This window comes from Sphingobium sp. OAS761 (genome assembly GCF_024168485.1).
Classification (GTDB): domain Bacteria; phylum Pseudomonadota; class Alphaproteobacteria; order Sphingomonadales; family Sphingomonadaceae; genus Sphingobium.
This window is the reverse complement of sequence record NZ_JALJVY010000009.1, coordinates 77,444-94,423: the sequence shown is the minus strand read 5'-3', so window position 1 is coordinate 94,423 and position 16,980 is coordinate 77,444. Positions and strand designations below refer to the sequence as shown.

The window sequence follows — 16,980 nt, the reverse complement described above, 5'->3', positions numbered from 1 at the left end:
AGGCGCTTACATATTCGGATAGTTCGGTCCTCCGCCGCCTTCGGGCACGACCCAGTTGATATTCTGGGTCGGATCCTTGATGTCGCACGTCTTGCAATGGACGCAGTTCTGCGCGTTGATCTGAAACCGGGGTTCACCTTCGTCCAGACCGACCACCTCATAAACGCCAGCCGGACAATAGCGCTGTGCCGGCTCGTCATAAAGGGGCAGGTTGTAACTGATCGGGATCGTCGGATCTTTGAGCTGAAGATGGACCGGCTGATCCTCTTCATGATTGGTGTTGGACAGAAATACCGACGACAGCCGATCGAAGCTGATCACGCCATCGGGCTTGGGATAGACGATTTCCTCGCACGCGTCCTTGCGCCAGATCTTCTCATTGTCCGGCTTATGCTTCATCGTGAAAGGCAGCCCGATCTTGAGCGTGCGCATCCACATGTCGATGCCCGCCAGCAGGGTGCCGATCGTCCCGCCGAACCTGGCGAGCAGCGGCTCCGCATTCTTCACAAGCTGAAGTTCGGTAGCGATCCAGCTCGACCGCAGCCGATCCTCATAGTCGGTCAGTACATCGCGCGCACGTTCCTGCTGGATTGCCTCGAACGCGGTCTCTGCCGCCAGCATGCCCGACTTCATTGCGGTATGCGTACCCTTGATGCGGGGCACGTTCACGAAACCGGCCGAACAGCCGATCAGCGCACCGCCGGGGAATACCAGTTTCGGGATCGACTGCCAGCCGCCCTCGTTGATCGCCCGCGCACCGTAGGAAACGCGACGGCCGCCCTCCAGATATTTGCGGATCGTCGGGTGCTGCTTCCACCGCTGAAATTCCTCGAACGGGTAAAGATGCGGGTTGCGGTAGCCGAGGCCGACCACGAACCCCAGTGCCACCTGCCCGTTCGACTGATGATAGAGGAAGCCACCACCATAAGCGTCCGTCAGCGGCCATCCCTGGGTGTGGATGACCAGGCCGGGCTGGTGGAGTTCGGGATCGATATCCCACAATTCCTTCATGCCGATGCCGTACACCTGCGGCTCGCAATCGGCGTCCAGCGCAAACTGGCGCTTGAGGATCTTTGTCAGGTGTCCGCGCGCGCCTTCTGCGAAGAACGTATATTTCGCGTGCAGCTCCAGACCCGGCTGATAGTCTGCCTTCCGGTTGCCTTCCCGGTCGATGCCCATGTCACCGGTGGCGACCCCCTTAACGCTGCCATCCTCATTATAGAGAATTTCCGCCGCCGCGAAGCCGGGGAAAATTTCGACGCCCAGCCCCTCGGCCTGTTCGGCCAGCCAGCGGCAGAGATTGCCGAGCGATCCGGTGTAGGTGTCCTTGTTGTGCATCCAGCCTGGCGTCATGATATGCGGCATCGCCATCTTGCCGCTCTTGGTCAGGAACCAGTGCTGATTGTCGGTCACCAGCGTTTCCGCCATCGGACATCCCTGATCCCGCCATTCCGGCAGAAGCTCGTCCAGCGCCCTGGGATCGACCACGGCACCCGACAGGATATGGGCGCCGATTTCCGACCCCTTTTCCAGCACGCAAACCGCCAGTTCCTGACCCGCATCATTGGCCAGCTGCTTCAGCCGGATGGCCGCAGACAGGCCGGCCGGTCCACCGCCGACGATCACGATGTCATATGGCATCGATTCCCGTTCGCTCATCAATCCCTCCATGGGCGCCCGACGGCCCTACCCTGCCGTTTCCAGTCGCCGCGTTAGTCCAACGTCTTGCCAATATCCGGCGATGAAGATTCTTGACCCCGCCGTCAACCTCTGGCCCAAGCAAGGTGATGCGGGGATTATTGCAGGACGATGCGGCATTCGCTGCCGACGCCTATCTGGCGTGGTGGCGGCTGGCCGGTGTGGACGGGGCCGTCGGCGACGCGCCCGTAAACTGGCTGCGCCCCGTTCCCGCGCGCACGGACGCAGGCACAGGAGCGGTATCGGGCGGAATTCCGCCCGCCGCCCCGGTCACGCTTCCCAAGGATTTCGAGACATTCCTTGCCTGGCTGAAGACCGATTCGGACCAGATGGAAAGGCAATGGCCCTCTCCACCCATCATGCCCATCGGGCCCGCCGATGCTCCGCTAATGATCATCACGGACATGCCGGATTCTGCGGATGTGAATGCGGGCCATCTTCTGGCCGACCGTGCCGGCGCCCTGTTCGATGCGATGTTGCGCGCACTGGGGTATGAGCGCGCAGGCTTGCATATTGCTTCGCTATTTTTCGCCAGACCGCCCGGCGGCATGGTGGAAGCGCGGGAACTGGATCGCGCTGCTGCCCGGATGCGACTGCATGTGCGTCTCGCCCGGCCGCGCCGTTTGCTGTTGCTTGGCGATCGGACGATCCGTGCCCTGCTTCCGGCGGACGGAAGCGAACGAGGCGACGGTTTACGCGCCTTTAACCATGATGGCGGCACTGTGAATGCCGCTGCCACATTCCACCCGCGCCTGCTGCTCGGTCAGCCCGCGGCGAAGGCGGAATGCTGGCAGATCCTGCAAAGCCTGATCGAGGAAAATCGTCCGTGAAACGTGTCATCCCCCGTCTAGCATGCACGGCTTTACTGACATTCGCGACAATAGCGGCCGCACAGGCGGGAACGACCGAATCGCTGCCAGCCTTGTCAGCGCAGGCGGACTCCGCATCTCCGTTGGCTCTGCGCGACGGCGAAAAGGCCCGCTACCGCACGATATATGCAGCGTTGCGTCAGGAAAAATGGGTCGATGCCAAGACGATGATCCTGGCACTCGATCCGCAGGACGCCGTGCGCGCGGTGGCCCTTTCTGATCTGTATCTCGCTCGCAACTCGCCCAAGGTCGAACTGTTCGACCTGCTGGACCTCATCAACAAGGCATCGTGGCTGCCAAAGGCGGATCAGTTGTCACGCCTGGCACAGAAGCGCGGCGCCACCATCCTGCCGGACCTGCCGCAGGTCCAGAAACTTGTGTGGCTGGGGTCGGCGCCGCGTCGCCAATATGTGGCTGCAACCAAGACGGACGTCGCCGCACAGGCTCTGGCCGCGAAAATTCAGGCATATGTCGACGTCGACGATCCCGCAGGCGCGGAAGGGCTGCTTACGACGGCCGAGGCGGCGCTGACGCCCGAAGGCCTTGCAGAAGTCCGCCAGCGGGTCGCCTGGGCATACTATATCGAAAATGATGACGGCGGCGCCCGTCGCATGGCCGCTCGCGCGCTCGAGCCGCGCGTCGGCGGCGACTGGACCGTGCAGGCGCACTGGACCACCGGTTTGGCGTCCTGGCGGCAGAATGACTGCCGCGCAGCAGCCCCTGCATTTGCCAACGTCGCCGCGCTGGCGGGCGATGCCGATATGCGCGCCGCCGGCGCTTATTGGGCTTCGCGCGCCTATATGGTCTGCGGCGAAGCCGAGAAGGTCGAAAATTACCTCAAGCTGGCGGCAAAATCCGACGAGACCTTTTACGGTCTTCTTGCCCGCGAAACATTGGGCATGCCGCTGGGCAGCCCGTCGGTCGGCGCGCGATTCGGCGGCAGCGAATGGCAGAAGATCAAGGACAGCCCCAATGCACGCGCTGCGATCGCATTGGCCGCCATCGGCGAGACGGACGAGGCAGACGACCTGCTGCGACATCAGGCAAAGATCGGCGGTGCGGCGCAATATGATGCGCTGCTTCGCCTGGCGAGCGCACTCAGCCTGCCTGAAACGCAGCTCTGGCTCGCACATAATGGTCCGGCGGGCATGCAACCGGGCAGCTTCGCCCGCTTTCCCGCGCCGGACTGGCGTCCGGACGGAGGATGGCGGGTCGACCCCGCGCTGGTCTATGCACATACGCTTCAGGAATCAGGGTTTCGCGCCAAGGCGGTATCGAGCGCCGGGGCGCGCGGCCTGATGCAGGTCCGCCCCGGTACCGGCGGCGACATGGGGCTGGCTTCGGCGGACCAATTGTTCGTGCCTTCTACCAACATGGAATATGGACAGCGCTATCTGGAATCACTGCGCGACATGAGTGCCACAGGTGGCCTGCTTCCCAAGGTCATGGCGGCCTATAATGCCGGGCCGCAACCCGTCGCCCGCTGGAACAGCGAAGTGAAGGACAAGGGCGACCCGCTGCTGTTCATGGAATCCCTGCCCTATTATGAAACGCGCGCCTATGTGAACATCGTGATGCGCAACTACTGGATGTACCAGATCGAAACCAAGGGCGCTGCCGAATGCCTGACCGGCATGGCTCAGGGACTGTGGCCGACTTTCCCGAACGCCAAAGGGGTGAAGCTGGTCCGCATGACGAAATCCGATCATGGCACCGCGCTGACCGGGACCGAGATGGCACTGGGAACGGATTGATGCCGATCGATGAAAGCCGCGCATTCCTGCCGGTCCGAATCGCCGTCCTGACGGTATCGGACACGCGCGGCCTGGCCGAGGACAAGTCCGGCGACATCCTGGTCGAGCGGCTTGAAACGGCGGGTCATATTCTCGCCGCCCGGCATATCGAGCGGGACGAACGCTCGGCCATCGTCGCTCGCCTTCATGCCTGGATCGACGATCCGGACGTCGATGTCATCCTGACGACGGGGGGCACCGGCGTCACCGGCAGGGACGTGACGCCCGAAGCGCTGGCACAAGTGCAGGACAAGGAAATACCCGGTTTCGGGGAACTGTTCCGGTGGCTCAGCTATCAGACCATCGGGACGTCAACGATTCAGTCCCGTGCGACGGCCTGCGTTGCGCGCGGCACCTATATCTTTGCCCTGCCCGGGTCCACCGGCGCCGTCAGGGACGCCTGGGACGGCATATTGTCCTCTCAACTGGACAGCCGCTTCCGCCCTTGCAATTTCGTCGAACTGATGCCGCGCCTCAACGAACGTTGATCCCATATGCAGGGATGACAAGGCGTCCCTGCTCTGGCATCCGCGCGAAACGAACGGATGACGGGACAGGCGCAGCATGACGAGCATCGGAATATACGGGGCAGCGGGTCGCATGGGCCACGCGATCGCGACTGCCGCCAAGGACGCCGGCCTTGCCCTGGCGGGCGGCACAGACCGCAATATCGATGCCGAGATCGCGCCCGGCGTGGCGGTTTCCAGCGACCCAGCCGCCCTGGCGCGGCAGGCGGACATTCTGATCGACTTTTCGGTGCCAACGGCACTTGCCGCGCACATCGATGCCTGCATCGCGGCCGGCAAGCCGCTGCTGATCGGCACTACCGGCCTGGAAGCTGTTCACCACACCATGATCGATCGCGCCGCCGCCAGCATCCCCATCCTTCAGACCGGCAACACATCCCTTGGCGTCAATCTGATCGCCGCGCTGGTCGAGCGCGCGGCCGCCGGTCTGGGCGACGACTGGGACATAGAAATTGTCGAGATGCATCACCGTCACAAGGTCGACGCGCCGTCTGGCACCGCCATGCTGCTGGGCGAGGCGGCGGCGCGCGGGCGCGGTATCGACCTCCATGTCCATAGCGAACGGGGACGGAACGGTATTACCGGCGCGCGGGCGGCGGGGGCGATCGGCTTTGCCGCATTGCGTGGCGGATCGGTTGCGGGCGATCATCAGGTGATCTTCGCGACGGAGGGCGAACGGATAGAAATTGGCCATCGCGCCGAAAACCGTTCCATTTTCGCGCGTGGGGCCGTCAAAGGTGCGCTGTGGCTGCTGCGCCAGCCTCCGGGGCGCTATGACATGAAGGGCGTGCTCGGGCTCTGACGCGCATGAACAAGGCGCAGATATTCGATTTCTTCAATCGCCTGGCCGAAGCCAATCCCGCTCCCCGGACGGAGCTGGAATATGGCAATGATTATCAGCTGCTGGTCGCGGTCGTTCTGTCGGCCCAGGCAACGGACATCGGCGTAAACAAGGCGACACGCGCCCTTTTCCGTGACGTGACGACCCCTCAAAATATGGTGGAGCTGGGTGAGGACGGACTGAAACAGCATATCCGGACCATCGGGCTGTTCAATGCCAAGGCCAGGAATGTAATCGCCCTGTCCGAAATATTGGTCAGGGATTTCGGCGGGCAGGTGCCACAGGACCGCGATGTGCTGACCACTCTGCCCGGCGTCGGTCGCAAGACCGCCAATGTCGTGGTGAATACCGCATTCGGTCAGGAAAGCTTCGCAGTCGACACCCATATCTTTCGCGTCGGCAATCGCACCGGCCTGGCACCCGGCAAGACACCGCTTGCCGTCGAGCTGAAACTGGAGAAGCGTGTGCCCCAGCCATTCCGGCGGGACGCCCATCATTGGCTGATCCTGCACGGACGCTATATATGCAAGGCCCGCAGACCCGAATGCTGGCGCTGCCCCGTTGCGGACCTTTGCCGGTACAAGACAAAGACACCGGCTCCTTGAAAGATCGGAGCGTCGGACATTTTCCTGAGGTTCAGGCACGATCGGATAAAAGACGGGATTGATAGTTCCGTGCCGTCGATTCGGTAACGAACAGGAGAGATGATATGAGATATTCCATGTTTCGTCTTGCCGCGGGCATAACCCTTGCCGCCGGCATGGCGCCCGCCATCGCAAAAGAAGCTCCGGACCCTTATGTGAACAGCGGAAAGCCGGCCGACTGCATTCCGATCACGTCGATCCGCTCGACCAATGTGCGGGATGACAGGACGATCGACTTCGTGATGAACAGCCGCAAAATCTATCGCAACACGCTGCCCAACAGTTGTCCCAGCCTGGGTTTCGAAAAGCGCTTTGCGTACAAGACGAGCCTCTCGCAGCTTTGTTCGGTCGACATCGTCACCGTACTATATAATAACGGTCCGGGTCTCCAACCCGGTGCAAGCTGTGGCTTGGGCAAGTTCCAGCCGATGGAAAAGCCCGCGAAATAAGATGGAGCGTGCGTGAATTGACGCTGGCGCCGGGCATCGGCCTTTGCTAAGCGGCCCCCCTGACCGGCGTTACACGCACCCATAGCTCAGCTGGATAGAGCGCTGCCCTCCGAAGGCAGAGGCCAGAGGTTCGAATCCTCTTGGGTGCACCATCTCCTTCCTTCCCCCCGACAAGTCGGATAAAAGTGTGAAAGGTGAGGATGTCAGGGCGGTTCTAAAACCGCTTCCGCGCAGATATTGGAGCTTGTCGGCAAAGGCCAGTTTCAGGACCAGCCTTTTGTGCCTGAAATCGCCGGAAACCCATATTTTGTGCGGGTTTGCGAGGAAGGTCATGGCGGTTCTAAATGATCGCTCGAAGTCCTTAGGCGTTCGGCCCGTTTGGGCGATCCGCTCCCGCAGTTCCGCTTTGCGGGCTTCAAGCCCTTGGATGCGGTTTTCATAGGCTTTGATGAGGGTCGGGCTTTCCGCGTCCATGGCCCGGTCGATAAGCTGGGTCACATTGCCCTCGATCTGGCGGACCTCCGATTCCCATTCCTTCTTGCGGGTCTTGATGCCTTCGGCGCGGGTATTCCAGAGCTTGCGAAACACCTCATAGGCCAGCACGAACATATCGTGCGACGGGCGCAATTCCCGAAGGATGGATTCAAACTCCCCTTCGATCTTGTCGCGGGGAACGGCCTTCCCGTATTCGGAGCATTCCTTGCTGGGGCAATGATAATAGGGATAGTGCTTGGCGCGGCCCTTGGCCCAATAGCTGGTGAGCCGGGTGTCGCAGCATCCGCAAGTGACGAACCCGCGTAGCGCGAAATCCTCGCCCACATTCTTGCGGGCGGGAACCTTCGCATTGCTGTGAAGGCGCTGCTGGATTTTCTGGAAGGTTTCGAAGCTGATCAGCCCCTGATGCTGGGCCGGGCGTAACGACACATTCCATTTCTGCACTTCGATATGGCCCGCATAGAGCGTCTGATGGAGGATGTCGTAAACACGCTGGCCGTGGACGCGTCCCTTGTGGTCGCGCGGAAATTCCGGCTGATCCTCGAAATAGCGCTGCACCTCGGCCTGTGTCTGGAAACGGCCTGTGGCAAAGCCCTGCAAGGCTTCGCGCACGATCGAAGCTAGCGGCTCCTTGGGCACGAGTATCTTGTTCTTGCCCCGGCCATCGACGACCTCGGCGAACTGATAGCCGATCGGCGGCTGGAAAACCCAATAGCCATCAAGGCATCGCGCGCGCATCCGGTTGAGCGTCTGCTCGGCATTCTTCTCGCGCTGGTGCTGATAGGAACTGGCGAGCACATTTTCGACGAAGCGCCCATCGCTGTCTTCGCGGAACTGGTGCGAGGGGGAAACCATGATCGCCCCCGCGCGCTTGACGGCCTCACGCAATTGCTGGTGGGCGACGACATCGCGCGCAAGGCGCGACAGATCGTCGATGATCACATAGAAGGTTTGCTTCTGGCGGCGCAGGAAGGCGAGCATTTCCTTCATCGCCGGGCGGGTGGAATGCGCCCCGGTGAAATCGTCTTGAAAGACGCGGATCACGTCATAGCCGTTGCGGCCCGCATATTCGCGGCAGATGGTTTCCTGACTTTCAAGGCCATGGCCATCGGTCTTTTGCTTGGGGTCGGACACACGGCAGTAGATCACCGCCTTCTGTCCATCGGTCGGGTTGCTCATATCTCCTTCTTTCTTGCCCGCGCATCTGCGGCGGCATCATTGAATATCAGTTCGAGGATTTGATCCCATTCTATCGGAAGCAGGGCGGGATCGGAATCAGGATCGACATCTTTTCCCGAGGCTTTGCCCTCAAGGCCCTCGATCACGAACAGATCGAGCATCTGCTCGAATATTTCAAGCTGGGCGCGGCCAACGGCTTCCGCGATGCCGCGCGCTTCGAAATAGCTTCGAAAATCCTCATAGGATATGAGCATGACGCGGAACCTCGCCCGCGCACGGCAAGGCCAGCGCGGCATAATATGTTGATCTGTCTGGAAGATTAGCCGCTCGTCCCGCCCATCTTGGGGGTTTGGCACGAAAAAGCCCGTTCGGTGGCGGGCTGCATCAAGGTGCTATTACGGCTATGCGAGCAGATTAGAACATAAATGGAACAAAATGTCGAGACTTTTCCGGTGTGCCGCATTATAACGGCGTTCAATCCCAAGGGTGCCAGATGCTTACGGTATATCTCGATACTTCGGACTATTCGCGTTTCGGCGATGTTCTGCGCGGAAAAGGCGATAGCCAAACGGAAAAGCTGTTCGACAACCTTTTGGGCTTAAAAGAGCATGGTCTTGTCAGGTTTGCCTATTCGATGCCCGTTCTGGGCGAATTACTTCAGTACGACGAAGCGCACGCGGATACGACCATTCACAAGGCCCAGGCAGTGGAAAGGCTTTGCGGCAAAAATGCATTTATCTGGCCGGGCCGATTGATCGCCTGGGAACTCGCGATCGCCGCCGCAGCGAATGACCTCCTTAGCAAGCCCATTCTTGAATCGCCGTTGAGTGAGAAAGCGCAATGGTTTCCAAACGTCGAGGATGCTTTGGATGACCTCAAGGGCGGATTTCAGCGAACACTGAATGAAGCGCTAGCGGATATAACCCCGGTAAATCGCAAGCAGCGGCGAACGATTGAGGCCAATGTTCGCAAACTGAATATCACCAAAATGGTCAACGTGTCTGCACCTGAACTCGCCGAAAAATATGGTTTGAAGGTATCTGATGTGCAGCGTTCCCTCGTTGCTGTCTTAGAGGATAAAATTTCCCCTGCCGAGGGCGCGACGAGATTGTTTTCGGCTATGGCTACACCGACGACATTTATACGGACTTATTTTGTTGGATACGAAGGTGAAAAGGATTTCCCTTCATGGATTTCTGACATGGGGAAAAGATTGCAGGCCAGCATGGTTGAGGGCCGCGAAAACCTCAGCCGGATCGACATGTCGGTTCTCTCATCTGATTTCATGCGGAGCACCTTGGAACAAATGGCTCCCGATTTTGGCGGCAAGATGCTGCGCCTTGCACAAGCTGAGGCACTGGAGTTCGGACTGGATGACCCCTTGATCGAACTTTTCGCGTCTCGAAGGGATTTAGCGGTTCAGGTGCCGTGTTGGCAAAATTTCACCAGATACGTCCCGGTCTTCATGCAATCCAACCTCGGGCTTCGCGGGGATGGCCACAAGCCAGAGCGCAGTGCGGGCGGCGACATCATGCACTCATTTTATCTGCCATATTGTGATCTATGGCGAGGTGATCGCCGGTTCGCGCACATTTTGAAGGAAGCATTGCCTGAACAATCAAGCAAGATTGTTGGCCGGTTAGCCGACTTGCCAACTTTGATCGAAAATGCGGCTCATGCTTCGACATAGGTTATCCTGCCATCAGCATATTGCGGGAAATGCGCCAATTCCGGCGGCACGCTGGCCGTGATCACCCGATGCCATGACCCGCCGAACATGCCGGGCAGCTTCACACGATCGAGCGGCGGATGATAGGGGTTGGGCAACCACAAGCCGTTGAGGCTTTTGGTCGTGTAGTAGGGATATTTGTTGGCGAGGATCGGCGGCACGTCCAGCCCGGAGATGAAACTGATCATCTGGTCGTCGGGCATCGCCAATATCTCATCCGGTGTCATGAGTGCGCGCTGCATCTTGGCGCGTGATGCCGATGCCTCGCGGTAATGCATATAGTCATAGGCGGCCTGCCTCGGGTCTTCGCCTTGGAAGAAGCGGCGCTTCGCCTCGCGCTGCATCCGGATCGCATTCTGCTGCTGGAGCCGGTCGTCATATTCGAGCGTCTCATTGCCCAGCATATGCGCGATAAGCTGCGCGGTCGGATAATCGCGAACGCCGAAGAAGCAGCGCCATTGCGCCGAGCCAATGAATCCGGTGATGGCCTCGCGCCCGAAATTGCGGGCGATCTGATCGATGTCTTGAAACACCGCGATCGTGCGCACGCCTTCGCCGCGCCCGATGGTGAAGGCATTGAGCAATTCCTCGAAGCGGCCCAACTGCCCGGCCTCGTCGATCAGCATAGTGAGGCGGCGGGCCTGCGGCGCGCGCGCCTTGTAGAGCATGGCGACGGTGAACATCAGCCGCAGCACGGGTGCCCATTGCGGGATATTCCGGCGCGGCACCATCAGGAACAGGCTGGTAAGCTGATCGGATGTGAGATCGCGCAGCGAGAAGTCGGGTTTCTCCAGCGCCGCGCATAGCGTGGGATCGTTGAGGAAAGACAGATTCGCCTTGATCGTCGAATAGATCAGCCCGAACTCGTTGGAGGTCGAATGGCATTGCGCTGTCCAGATATCGACACCGGCGGCGGTGACATCGCCGAAGCATGATCGGTCCATCGCTTCTAGCTGCTTGGCCCAGACCTTCGCGTCGGAACGGATCGCCTGAATCATGCGCCAGAGCATCGGCATGGTGACATAGCCGTGCTGCTCGACCAGCGATTTCAGTAGCGCGGTAATCCATTCGCGCGCCTTCTTTTCGAAATGATGGCCAGTGTTGCCGCCATTGCCGACCAGCGGGATCATGCAGTCGGCGAGATCTGCGCAATCGCTGTGGAAGTTGGAACTGGAAAGCGTCAGCACATCAAGGGGGTTGGTCGCATGGCTGACCATGCCGTGCAGATGCGTGGGGTTCCACAGATAGACGAAGGCCTTCCAGCGGATGAAGCTGGCGATGGTCACGGCGGCCAGTTCGCCCTTGGGATCGCAGACCAGCATAGGATACATGCCGCCGCGCAGGATCGTCTCAATCAACCAGTCGCGGCCCTTGCCAGCGCCGGACCCGGCAATGACGATGCCGGGGCTATCGGATTTGAGGAAAAGGGCGCGATTGCCTTTGTAGCCTGCGAACAGGCCATCCTTATCGAATAGCCCTGCGCGTTCAATCTCGGCATCGTTCGCCCAGCGCGCCACGCCAAAGCGCAAATCTTCGCGGGAGGGATCGATCATCGGATTTCTCATGCTCGGGGGATAAGAAATGAAGAAAGGCGGGAATGACCCCGCCTTTCTCCTTAAAGGCGCTGCGCGCCGCCTGCTCTTACGAAGAGCAGGCTTTCAGCAGCAGCAGGGCCACGATGACCCAGAAGATAACAACCCAGAAGTTGTCCTCTTCGGTCACGACCCAGCTACCACTGCCTACAATGCGAGACATAGCTGACTCCTGTAAAGCAAAGGGTGTCACCTGACGAAGCCGCCCGGCTTGGCTTTCCTCTACAGCGCCGTCCTGACCCGATCGGGGGGATAAGAGCGATTTCGACATGAAAATTGCGTCATCGTAACGACGATCAGGAATTTCCCACTGCTGCGAGATGCTCGATCGTGAATTTTCGCCTGTAGCCCCTGCGACTACCGCCTTCATTGTCATCGCGGGAAAGGGTTAGCCGCTTGCCGCCAATAACGCGGGTAAAGTTCCCCTCATTGCGAAGCTGCCGCAGCAACGGTTCCGCCATAGGCGCTTCGAACGCATGTTGGTATAGGGTCTGGATCACTTCAAGGAATCGCGCTTCCGATGTTGGCGCTGTGTCCATGTCATTCACATGCAGGATGAGCTTGAGCACCGTGGCGGCGTGTTCCGTGCCCTCGGCATAGTAGGCGATATTGTCCTTCCATAGCCCCTCGCCCAATTCGAGATAGGGTGAACTGGCGAACCACTCGTCGCACAATGGGTGATAATCGCCGGTCGCCAATCCTGCGGCGCTGAGGAAATCCTTGGCCAGATAGGGCGACCAGCCCTGATCGGCGGAGACAGTCGGCGGCTTCTGCTCGCGCCGCTGGAGCATTTTGATGAGACCGATGGTCTGGATCAGGTCGGCCTTGCTCGATACTGGGTGTTGCTGAATGTGCGTGATCCAGCGACGCAATCCGCCAAGATCGAGACCGAACGACATGACGGCGCGGCGTTTGGCTGTGCGGCGCAGCCGCTCGTCCTTGATTGCAAAACCGATGCGAACAAATTCCTGTTCATAAGACGCATAGGCCTTCATCACGAACAGAAACGGAATCAGCCCTATCGACAGCAGCGGCGGCAAATAGAATTCTTCGAATGTCTGCCATGTGGCGAATGTGTCCGGCGCGGTGTAAATGCTGTGGATCGAGTAACCCAGCAGGCCAAAGCCAAAGACGGACAATATCCCGTTGAGAAGCGAATGGACTTGGCGGTTCTCTGGCTTGCCTTCCGCGAAGGCGGCGGTCAGCGATAGCAGCGTGATGAGCGGGATCAGAACCAGCTCGGCCAGCAGGTGAAACGTATAGAACACTGCGACAAATTCCACAGCGGCGGTGATCTTGAGATTGTCGGTAAGCAACTCTCGGAAAAATCCGGGCTTCTCTTTGGCGGTGATGGTCCGGCCCAGTAAGGCAATCGCCGATGTGACACTCCAGAGGATCGTCGTTTTCAGCAGGCTTGTTTCCCAAAGCCCGGCCTGCGCGAGCGCCCATGTCACCAATGCGATATAAACAGCCAGTAATGCCACTGGTCCGAGCAGGACCGGGTGACAGGCCGCCTTGATGACCTGACCCAGCGAAGAACGCACACCAGGTTGGAAAAGGCACCAACCGAGAAATGCCGCCAGCCAAATGCCGGTCGCCACCTCTCGCGTATTGAAAGGCCCAATGCCGTCGGACAGAATATCCGCGATCATCGCCATCGCCACACCACGCTAAGCGTCGGGGAAAAGCAGCGCTTCATAATCGCGAGCGCCATGCAGAATGTGAAGGATGCTGATCTGCTGCGCCTCAATGCGGTAGAAGATCAGATAGCTGCCATGGACGCGCCGCCTGATACCGAGATGGGCATAACGCGGCACGAGCGGAAAGCCTTCCGGCAGGTCACGAAGCCCGCGAGCCTTGGCCAGCAATTCGGCCACGAAACTACGGGCGCGATTTGGATTGTCCTGCGCGATATAGTCGCCGATGCGTTCAAGGTCGCCGAGCGCTTCCGCCGTCAGCACGACCTTCATTGCATATCGCGGCCCCGTGTGGCTGTCGCATATTTTGCGTCAAGGCGAGCGGCGACATCATCGAGATCGTGAACGCGCCCGGCATCGGCATCGGCGATGCCTCGGGCAATGGAGGCATCCAATGCTGCAAGGCGGGTTTCACGCTCATGGACGAGGCGAACGCCTTCACGAAGGACTTCGCTGCGCGAATTGTAACGGCCTGCCTTCACGAGCCTCGAAACCAAAGATTCGAGCTGGCTGCCTAGATCAACGCTGCTGGCCATATGCCACCTCCTGTTCTTACAGGATAACACGGGCCGATAACTATTATCAAGTTGTCGGCTGGGGCATGGGCCGCATGGTTCGGGTGCAGGGTGGAGAGGCGTGTCTCCAAGGCCCTGCCGCGCATCAAATCCGCGCAGGGTTTGTCGTTGGGGTTCGGGGAGAAGCGAAGTCTCCCCGTTTGGCGCTGATCCGGCCCTGTCCATAAGGCTGCACTTGCACCGCTTGGACTGGGAGCGGGACGCGCCACGAGCCGGGAGGGATGCAACGGGAGGCGCGCAGCGGGCCTCCCTTGCCAAGGTGTCGTGGTACTACCACGAACATCTTGCGATCAATACTATCCAACATGGCACTGACGAATAAAAAGCAACAACAATCCACCGATCACTGAACGGTTCCAGTGGCTATGTCAGTTGCCAGATTTCGTACTCGACCTTCAAGGGTTCATCGTCCTGCCCGATAGGCGTTCTGGTCCGCAGGATAATTTCTTTACCCGACCTTGAAAATCGTCCCTCCGTGATTTCACCGTCGCATTGCAGTACGACCGTTTCTTTCCAATTCCCGACAACATGAATTGTCGCCTCGTTACCTGACGCCGTTAACAGCAGGTCATCAGCTTCATCGAGTATGTGGTACTCGCCATCGACAACGCCGAAATCAGTGGGTGCAAGGTCAGTCAAAAGATCAAGTGCAAGCATGCCTTTGGCAGGCCTTTCCGGATCGCTCCAATCTGAATAGGCGAGTATAACGTGGCGTTCATCGTGGCAGATGTGCGCTCCATATATTGCTATAGAGGGACGAGTATAGCCGAACAGTTCGCTGTGCGAACAGAATTTGCTTATCAAAGGCGCATCGACGTTGACATAGGCAATATCATATTGACCGACCGCTAGCACAGCATTTGTCCGAGGCATTGCAGTGAATGCCAGGGCGCTGCCTTGCTGGTGTATCGGGATGCGCGAGATCGCCTTCCATTTAGGCAGCCTGAAAGGTCGTAGACACCATCCCGTCTGCCGATAAATTTCTAACCAGTTTTCATAGTGTCCGATTGCTGCCGCAGACCGGCGTACCACAGCAGTATCTTCGCCCCGCATAAGATAGCTGCCGTTCAAATAGTTGAGGTCAGTCTTCAACTTCGCCTTCAGCACGCCTCCATCGCAAAGTAAGCCGACGTGGGAAAAACCTTTCTCCTGCCAGTCAATCGTACTCTCTGCGAGCGCAACAGGTTCAACGAGCCGCTCTGCCAGTTCCAGCCCTTGATGAGCAATTCCCCGGTCTTGACCCGGAATGGCTCCAATCGTTGTGACTCGGGCAGCGCCCGCTTGTCCATCCTTTGCCTGTCCTACACGCCTGTGATCACCCCGATACAGAAACTCCTGAGCGCGCCAATTTATCGATGTCCCACATTCCACACAAATAGGTTTGAATATCGTCAGGCGTAGTAAAAATGTGATCACGCTTAGGCTCGACAGCGCATCATCTTCCAAAGCGCCATAGAAGGGGCGTTCGGCTAGACAGCGATGACATCCGTGGTAGCCCGCGCCCTTCACAGGCCTGCGACCTTATCCGCATAGTAGGCCTCTATCTCCTGTATCTGCGCTTGGTGACGTGGAGCGAGGTCTTCTTCGATCATGCGGGCGATACGCCCGATTATGAAGAAAGCAATTGCGCCATAGGCGATGAACACACCTGCGGCTTGCAGGACAATAGCCACAGTCTCACCGGAAGGGAAATTTGCTGTATTGATGTCCATAGCTCTGAGTGCGTTTCCGAAACGGCCTTGCAGGGCATCGTCCGCAAAGCCCGAAATTGCAGGCGTGGCTTGCGCAAAGGGCCAGACTGGATGCGTCACAGTTGCGTAGGCTGCTTGGCCGAGCACAACGATGGCACCGAAGAAAAATGCGAGAAAGAGATAACCGGTTCCAAGCATCGTGAACCATCCCAGCGCGGATGTCGGCTCCTGCGAACTCAGCATCACGCTACGAATGCGGGCAACATTCTCGGAGATGTATTGGCCTTTGGCATCGTCCAGAGCCTTGCGTGCATGATACGCCAAGGCAGGGAAAAGCCCCGTTTCTAGGAATTCGCGGATGGCGAAAGGGTTGGATTGAGGGATCGCCTCCCACAGTTTCAAATCTCTTATATGCAATTCCGCCTGCTTCGCCTCGGCTGTGGCAGGGTAGCGTCTGGTGAATGACATATACGGTGGGATAGTCACCTCATTGCGTGCCGTTTCCCACGCGAGTTGCGCCTTCGAGGCCCAAGTCGGCGCGCTTGCAGCCGCTGGCAATGCTTGTACTACGGCTTCAAACGCGGGGATAGAGCCTGTCTCGTTGGCCTGATCGGAGAGCAAGTCTTGATCTGCTTGGTGCAAAGGGTGGCCGAATTGATCGAAATAGATCCGACCAAAAATCTCTTTGTCTATTGCAATTGCTATATCTCGGCCAGAGGACCGATGGAGAAAGAAATACGTCTCAAGTAAGAATGTACGTTGTGGCCTGCTCGCTTTGACCCACGCCTTAACCATATTGGTAAAATACATGGAAGAATCCGAATGAGGGGCGTTTCTTCCAGTATCAGCCGATACCATTCCAAAGAATCTTTCTAAAGCTTCTTCGAGTTTGAGGTCAGTGTCGCGAGATATGCTTCTGGCATGCTCTCGGACCTTGTCATTCAGAATGACGGCTACAGCGGGAAGCGATTCTTTCGGAATCGCTTTAGCAAATCGGACGAATTCTTCGTTTGCCTCGTCACCTGGAACCACTGCAACTTGCCCCCCTACTTGACGGATGGCTTATCGCACTAAACTAAATCAGGGTTCAAGGACCGGGTTCGAGTTGGCAGGGGCATCCACCATATCCCCTTCCAAATAGTAGCTCATCGAAGTGATTTTACCTGTAACGCGGTCGCGCAAAATTTCGGCTGGACCGTCC

Annotated in this window: 16 protein-coding genes, 1 tRNA gene and 1 pseudogene; 10 read left to right on the top strand and 8 right to left on the bottom strand. The window is 58.7% G+C overall.

From position 1 onward, the window contains the following. Positions 1-6 precede the first annotated feature (6 nt). Positions 7-1,659 (bottom strand): electron transfer flavoprotein-ubiquinone oxidoreductase, encoded by a 1,653-nt coding sequence (locus J3E64_RS13410; protein WP_253343526.1) that lies wholly within the window; start codon positions 1,657-1,659, stop codon positions 7-9. 128 nt (positions 1,660-1,787) lie between these two features. Here J3E64_RS13410 and J3E64_RS13405 point away from each other — a divergent pair, with 128 nt between their 5' ends. The 8 genes from J3E64_RS13405 (at position 1,788) to J3E64_RS13370 (ending at position 7,622) form a co-directional block, all read left to right on the top strand. Beyond that, a complete protein-coding gene (locus J3E64_RS13405; protein ID WP_253343525.1) occupies positions 1,788-2,528 on the top strand; it encodes a uracil-DNA glycosylase family protein in 741 nt (246 codons plus the stop codon). Further along, positions 2,525-4,321 carry a lytic transglycosylase domain-containing protein gene (locus J3E64_RS13400; protein ID WP_253343524.1) on the top strand — a complete coding sequence of 599 codons (1,797 nt, stop codon included), beginning with the start codon at positions 2,525-2,527 and terminating at the stop codon, positions 4,319-4,321. Before J3E64_RS13405 ends, J3E64_RS13400 begins: the two co-directional genes overlap by 4 nt. Next, positions 4,321-4,848 (top strand): molybdenum cofactor biosynthesis protein B, encoded by a 528-nt coding sequence (moaB, locus tag J3E64_RS13395; protein WP_253343523.1) that lies wholly within the window; start codon positions 4,321-4,323, stop codon positions 4,846-4,848. Before J3E64_RS13400 ends, moaB begins: the two co-directional genes overlap by 1 nt. Positions 4,849-4,924: 76 nt before the next feature. Further along, positions 4,925-5,689, top strand: coding sequence for a 4-hydroxy-tetrahydrodipicolinate reductase (gene dapB, locus J3E64_RS13390; protein WP_253343522.1), 765 nt, complete (start codon positions 4,925-4,927; stop codon positions 5,687-5,689). Positions 5,690-5,694: 5 nt separating this feature from the next. After that, on the top strand, positions 5,695-6,333 hold the full coding sequence (gene nth, locus J3E64_RS13385) for an endonuclease III (protein WP_253343521.1): 639 nt from the start codon (positions 5,695-5,697) through the stop codon (positions 6,331-6,333). A 104-nt stretch (positions 6,334-6,437) separates the two neighbouring features. Further along, complete coding sequence (locus J3E64_RS13380; protein ID WP_253343520.1) at positions 6,438-6,821, top strand: hypothetical protein; 384 nt, start codon at positions 6,438-6,440, stop codon at positions 6,819-6,821. Between the two features lie 75 nt (positions 6,822-6,896). Beyond that, positions 6,897-6,973, top strand: a tRNA-Arg gene (locus tag J3E64_RS13375). A gap of 226 nt (positions 6,974-7,199) precedes the next feature. Next, positions 7,200-7,622 (top strand): hypothetical protein, encoded by a 423-nt coding sequence (locus J3E64_RS13370; protein WP_253343519.1) that lies wholly within the window; start codon positions 7,200-7,202, stop codon positions 7,620-7,622. Here the strand turns inward: J3E64_RS13370 and J3E64_RS20855 are convergent. Continuing rightward, positions 7,527-8,495: pseudogene (locus tag J3E64_RS20855) on the bottom strand (recombinase family protein); the annotation flags it as partial. The gene J3E64_RS13370 and the pseudogene J3E64_RS20855 sit on opposite strands and share 96 nt — an antisense overlap. A gap of 59 nt (positions 8,496-8,554) precedes the next feature. Here J3E64_RS20855 and J3E64_RS13355 point away from each other — a divergent pair. Together J3E64_RS13355 and J3E64_RS13350 are read left to right on the top strand one after the other, a co-directional pair. Continuing rightward, entirely contained in the window at positions 8,555-8,818 is a 264-nt protein-coding gene (locus J3E64_RS13355) for a hypothetical protein (RefSeq protein WP_253343517.1), read from the top strand. A gap of 170 nt (positions 8,819-8,988) precedes the next feature. After that, entirely contained in the window at positions 8,989-10,185 is a 1,197-nt protein-coding gene (locus tag J3E64_RS13350) for a hypothetical protein (protein ID WP_253343516.1), read from the top strand. Here the strand turns inward: J3E64_RS13350 and J3E64_RS13345 are convergent. From J3E64_RS13345 to J3E64_RS13320, 6 genes are all read right to left on the bottom strand, one after another. Continuing rightward, a complete protein-coding gene (locus tag J3E64_RS13345) occupies positions 10,170-11,777 on the bottom strand; it encodes a type IV secretory system conjugative DNA transfer family protein (protein WP_253343515.1) in 1,608 nt (535 codons plus the stop codon). The two genes, J3E64_RS13350 and J3E64_RS13345, sit on opposite strands and share 16 nt — an antisense overlap. A gap of 335 nt (positions 11,778-12,112) precedes the next feature. Further along, positions 12,113-13,468 (bottom strand): hypothetical protein, encoded by a 1,356-nt coding sequence (locus tag J3E64_RS13340; protein ID WP_253343514.1) that lies wholly within the window; start codon positions 13,466-13,468, stop codon positions 12,113-12,115. 18 nt (positions 13,469-13,486) lie between these two features. Continuing rightward, positions 13,487-13,786 carry a type II toxin-antitoxin system RelE/ParE family toxin gene (locus J3E64_RS13335; protein WP_253343513.1) on the bottom strand — a complete coding sequence of 100 codons (300 nt, stop codon included), beginning with the start codon at positions 13,784-13,786 and terminating at the stop codon, positions 13,487-13,489. Beyond that, on the bottom strand, positions 13,783-14,049 hold the full coding sequence (locus tag J3E64_RS13330) for a type II toxin-antitoxin system ParD family antitoxin (protein ID WP_253343512.1): 267 nt from the start codon (positions 14,047-14,049) through the stop codon (positions 13,783-13,785). The genes J3E64_RS13335 and J3E64_RS13330 overlap by 4 nt, the downstream gene beginning before the upstream one ends. A 402-nt stretch (positions 14,050-14,451) precedes the next feature. Then, a complete protein-coding gene (locus J3E64_RS13325; protein ID WP_253343511.1) occupies positions 14,452-15,597 on the bottom strand; it encodes a hypothetical protein in 1,146 nt (381 codons plus the stop codon). Next, positions 15,594-16,811 (bottom strand): hypothetical protein, encoded by a 1,218-nt coding sequence (locus J3E64_RS13320; RefSeq protein ID WP_253343510.1) that lies wholly within the window; start codon positions 16,809-16,811, stop codon positions 15,594-15,596. Before J3E64_RS13320 ends, J3E64_RS13325 begins: the two co-directional genes overlap by 4 nt. Between the last annotated feature and the right edge of the window lie 169 nt (positions 16,812-16,980).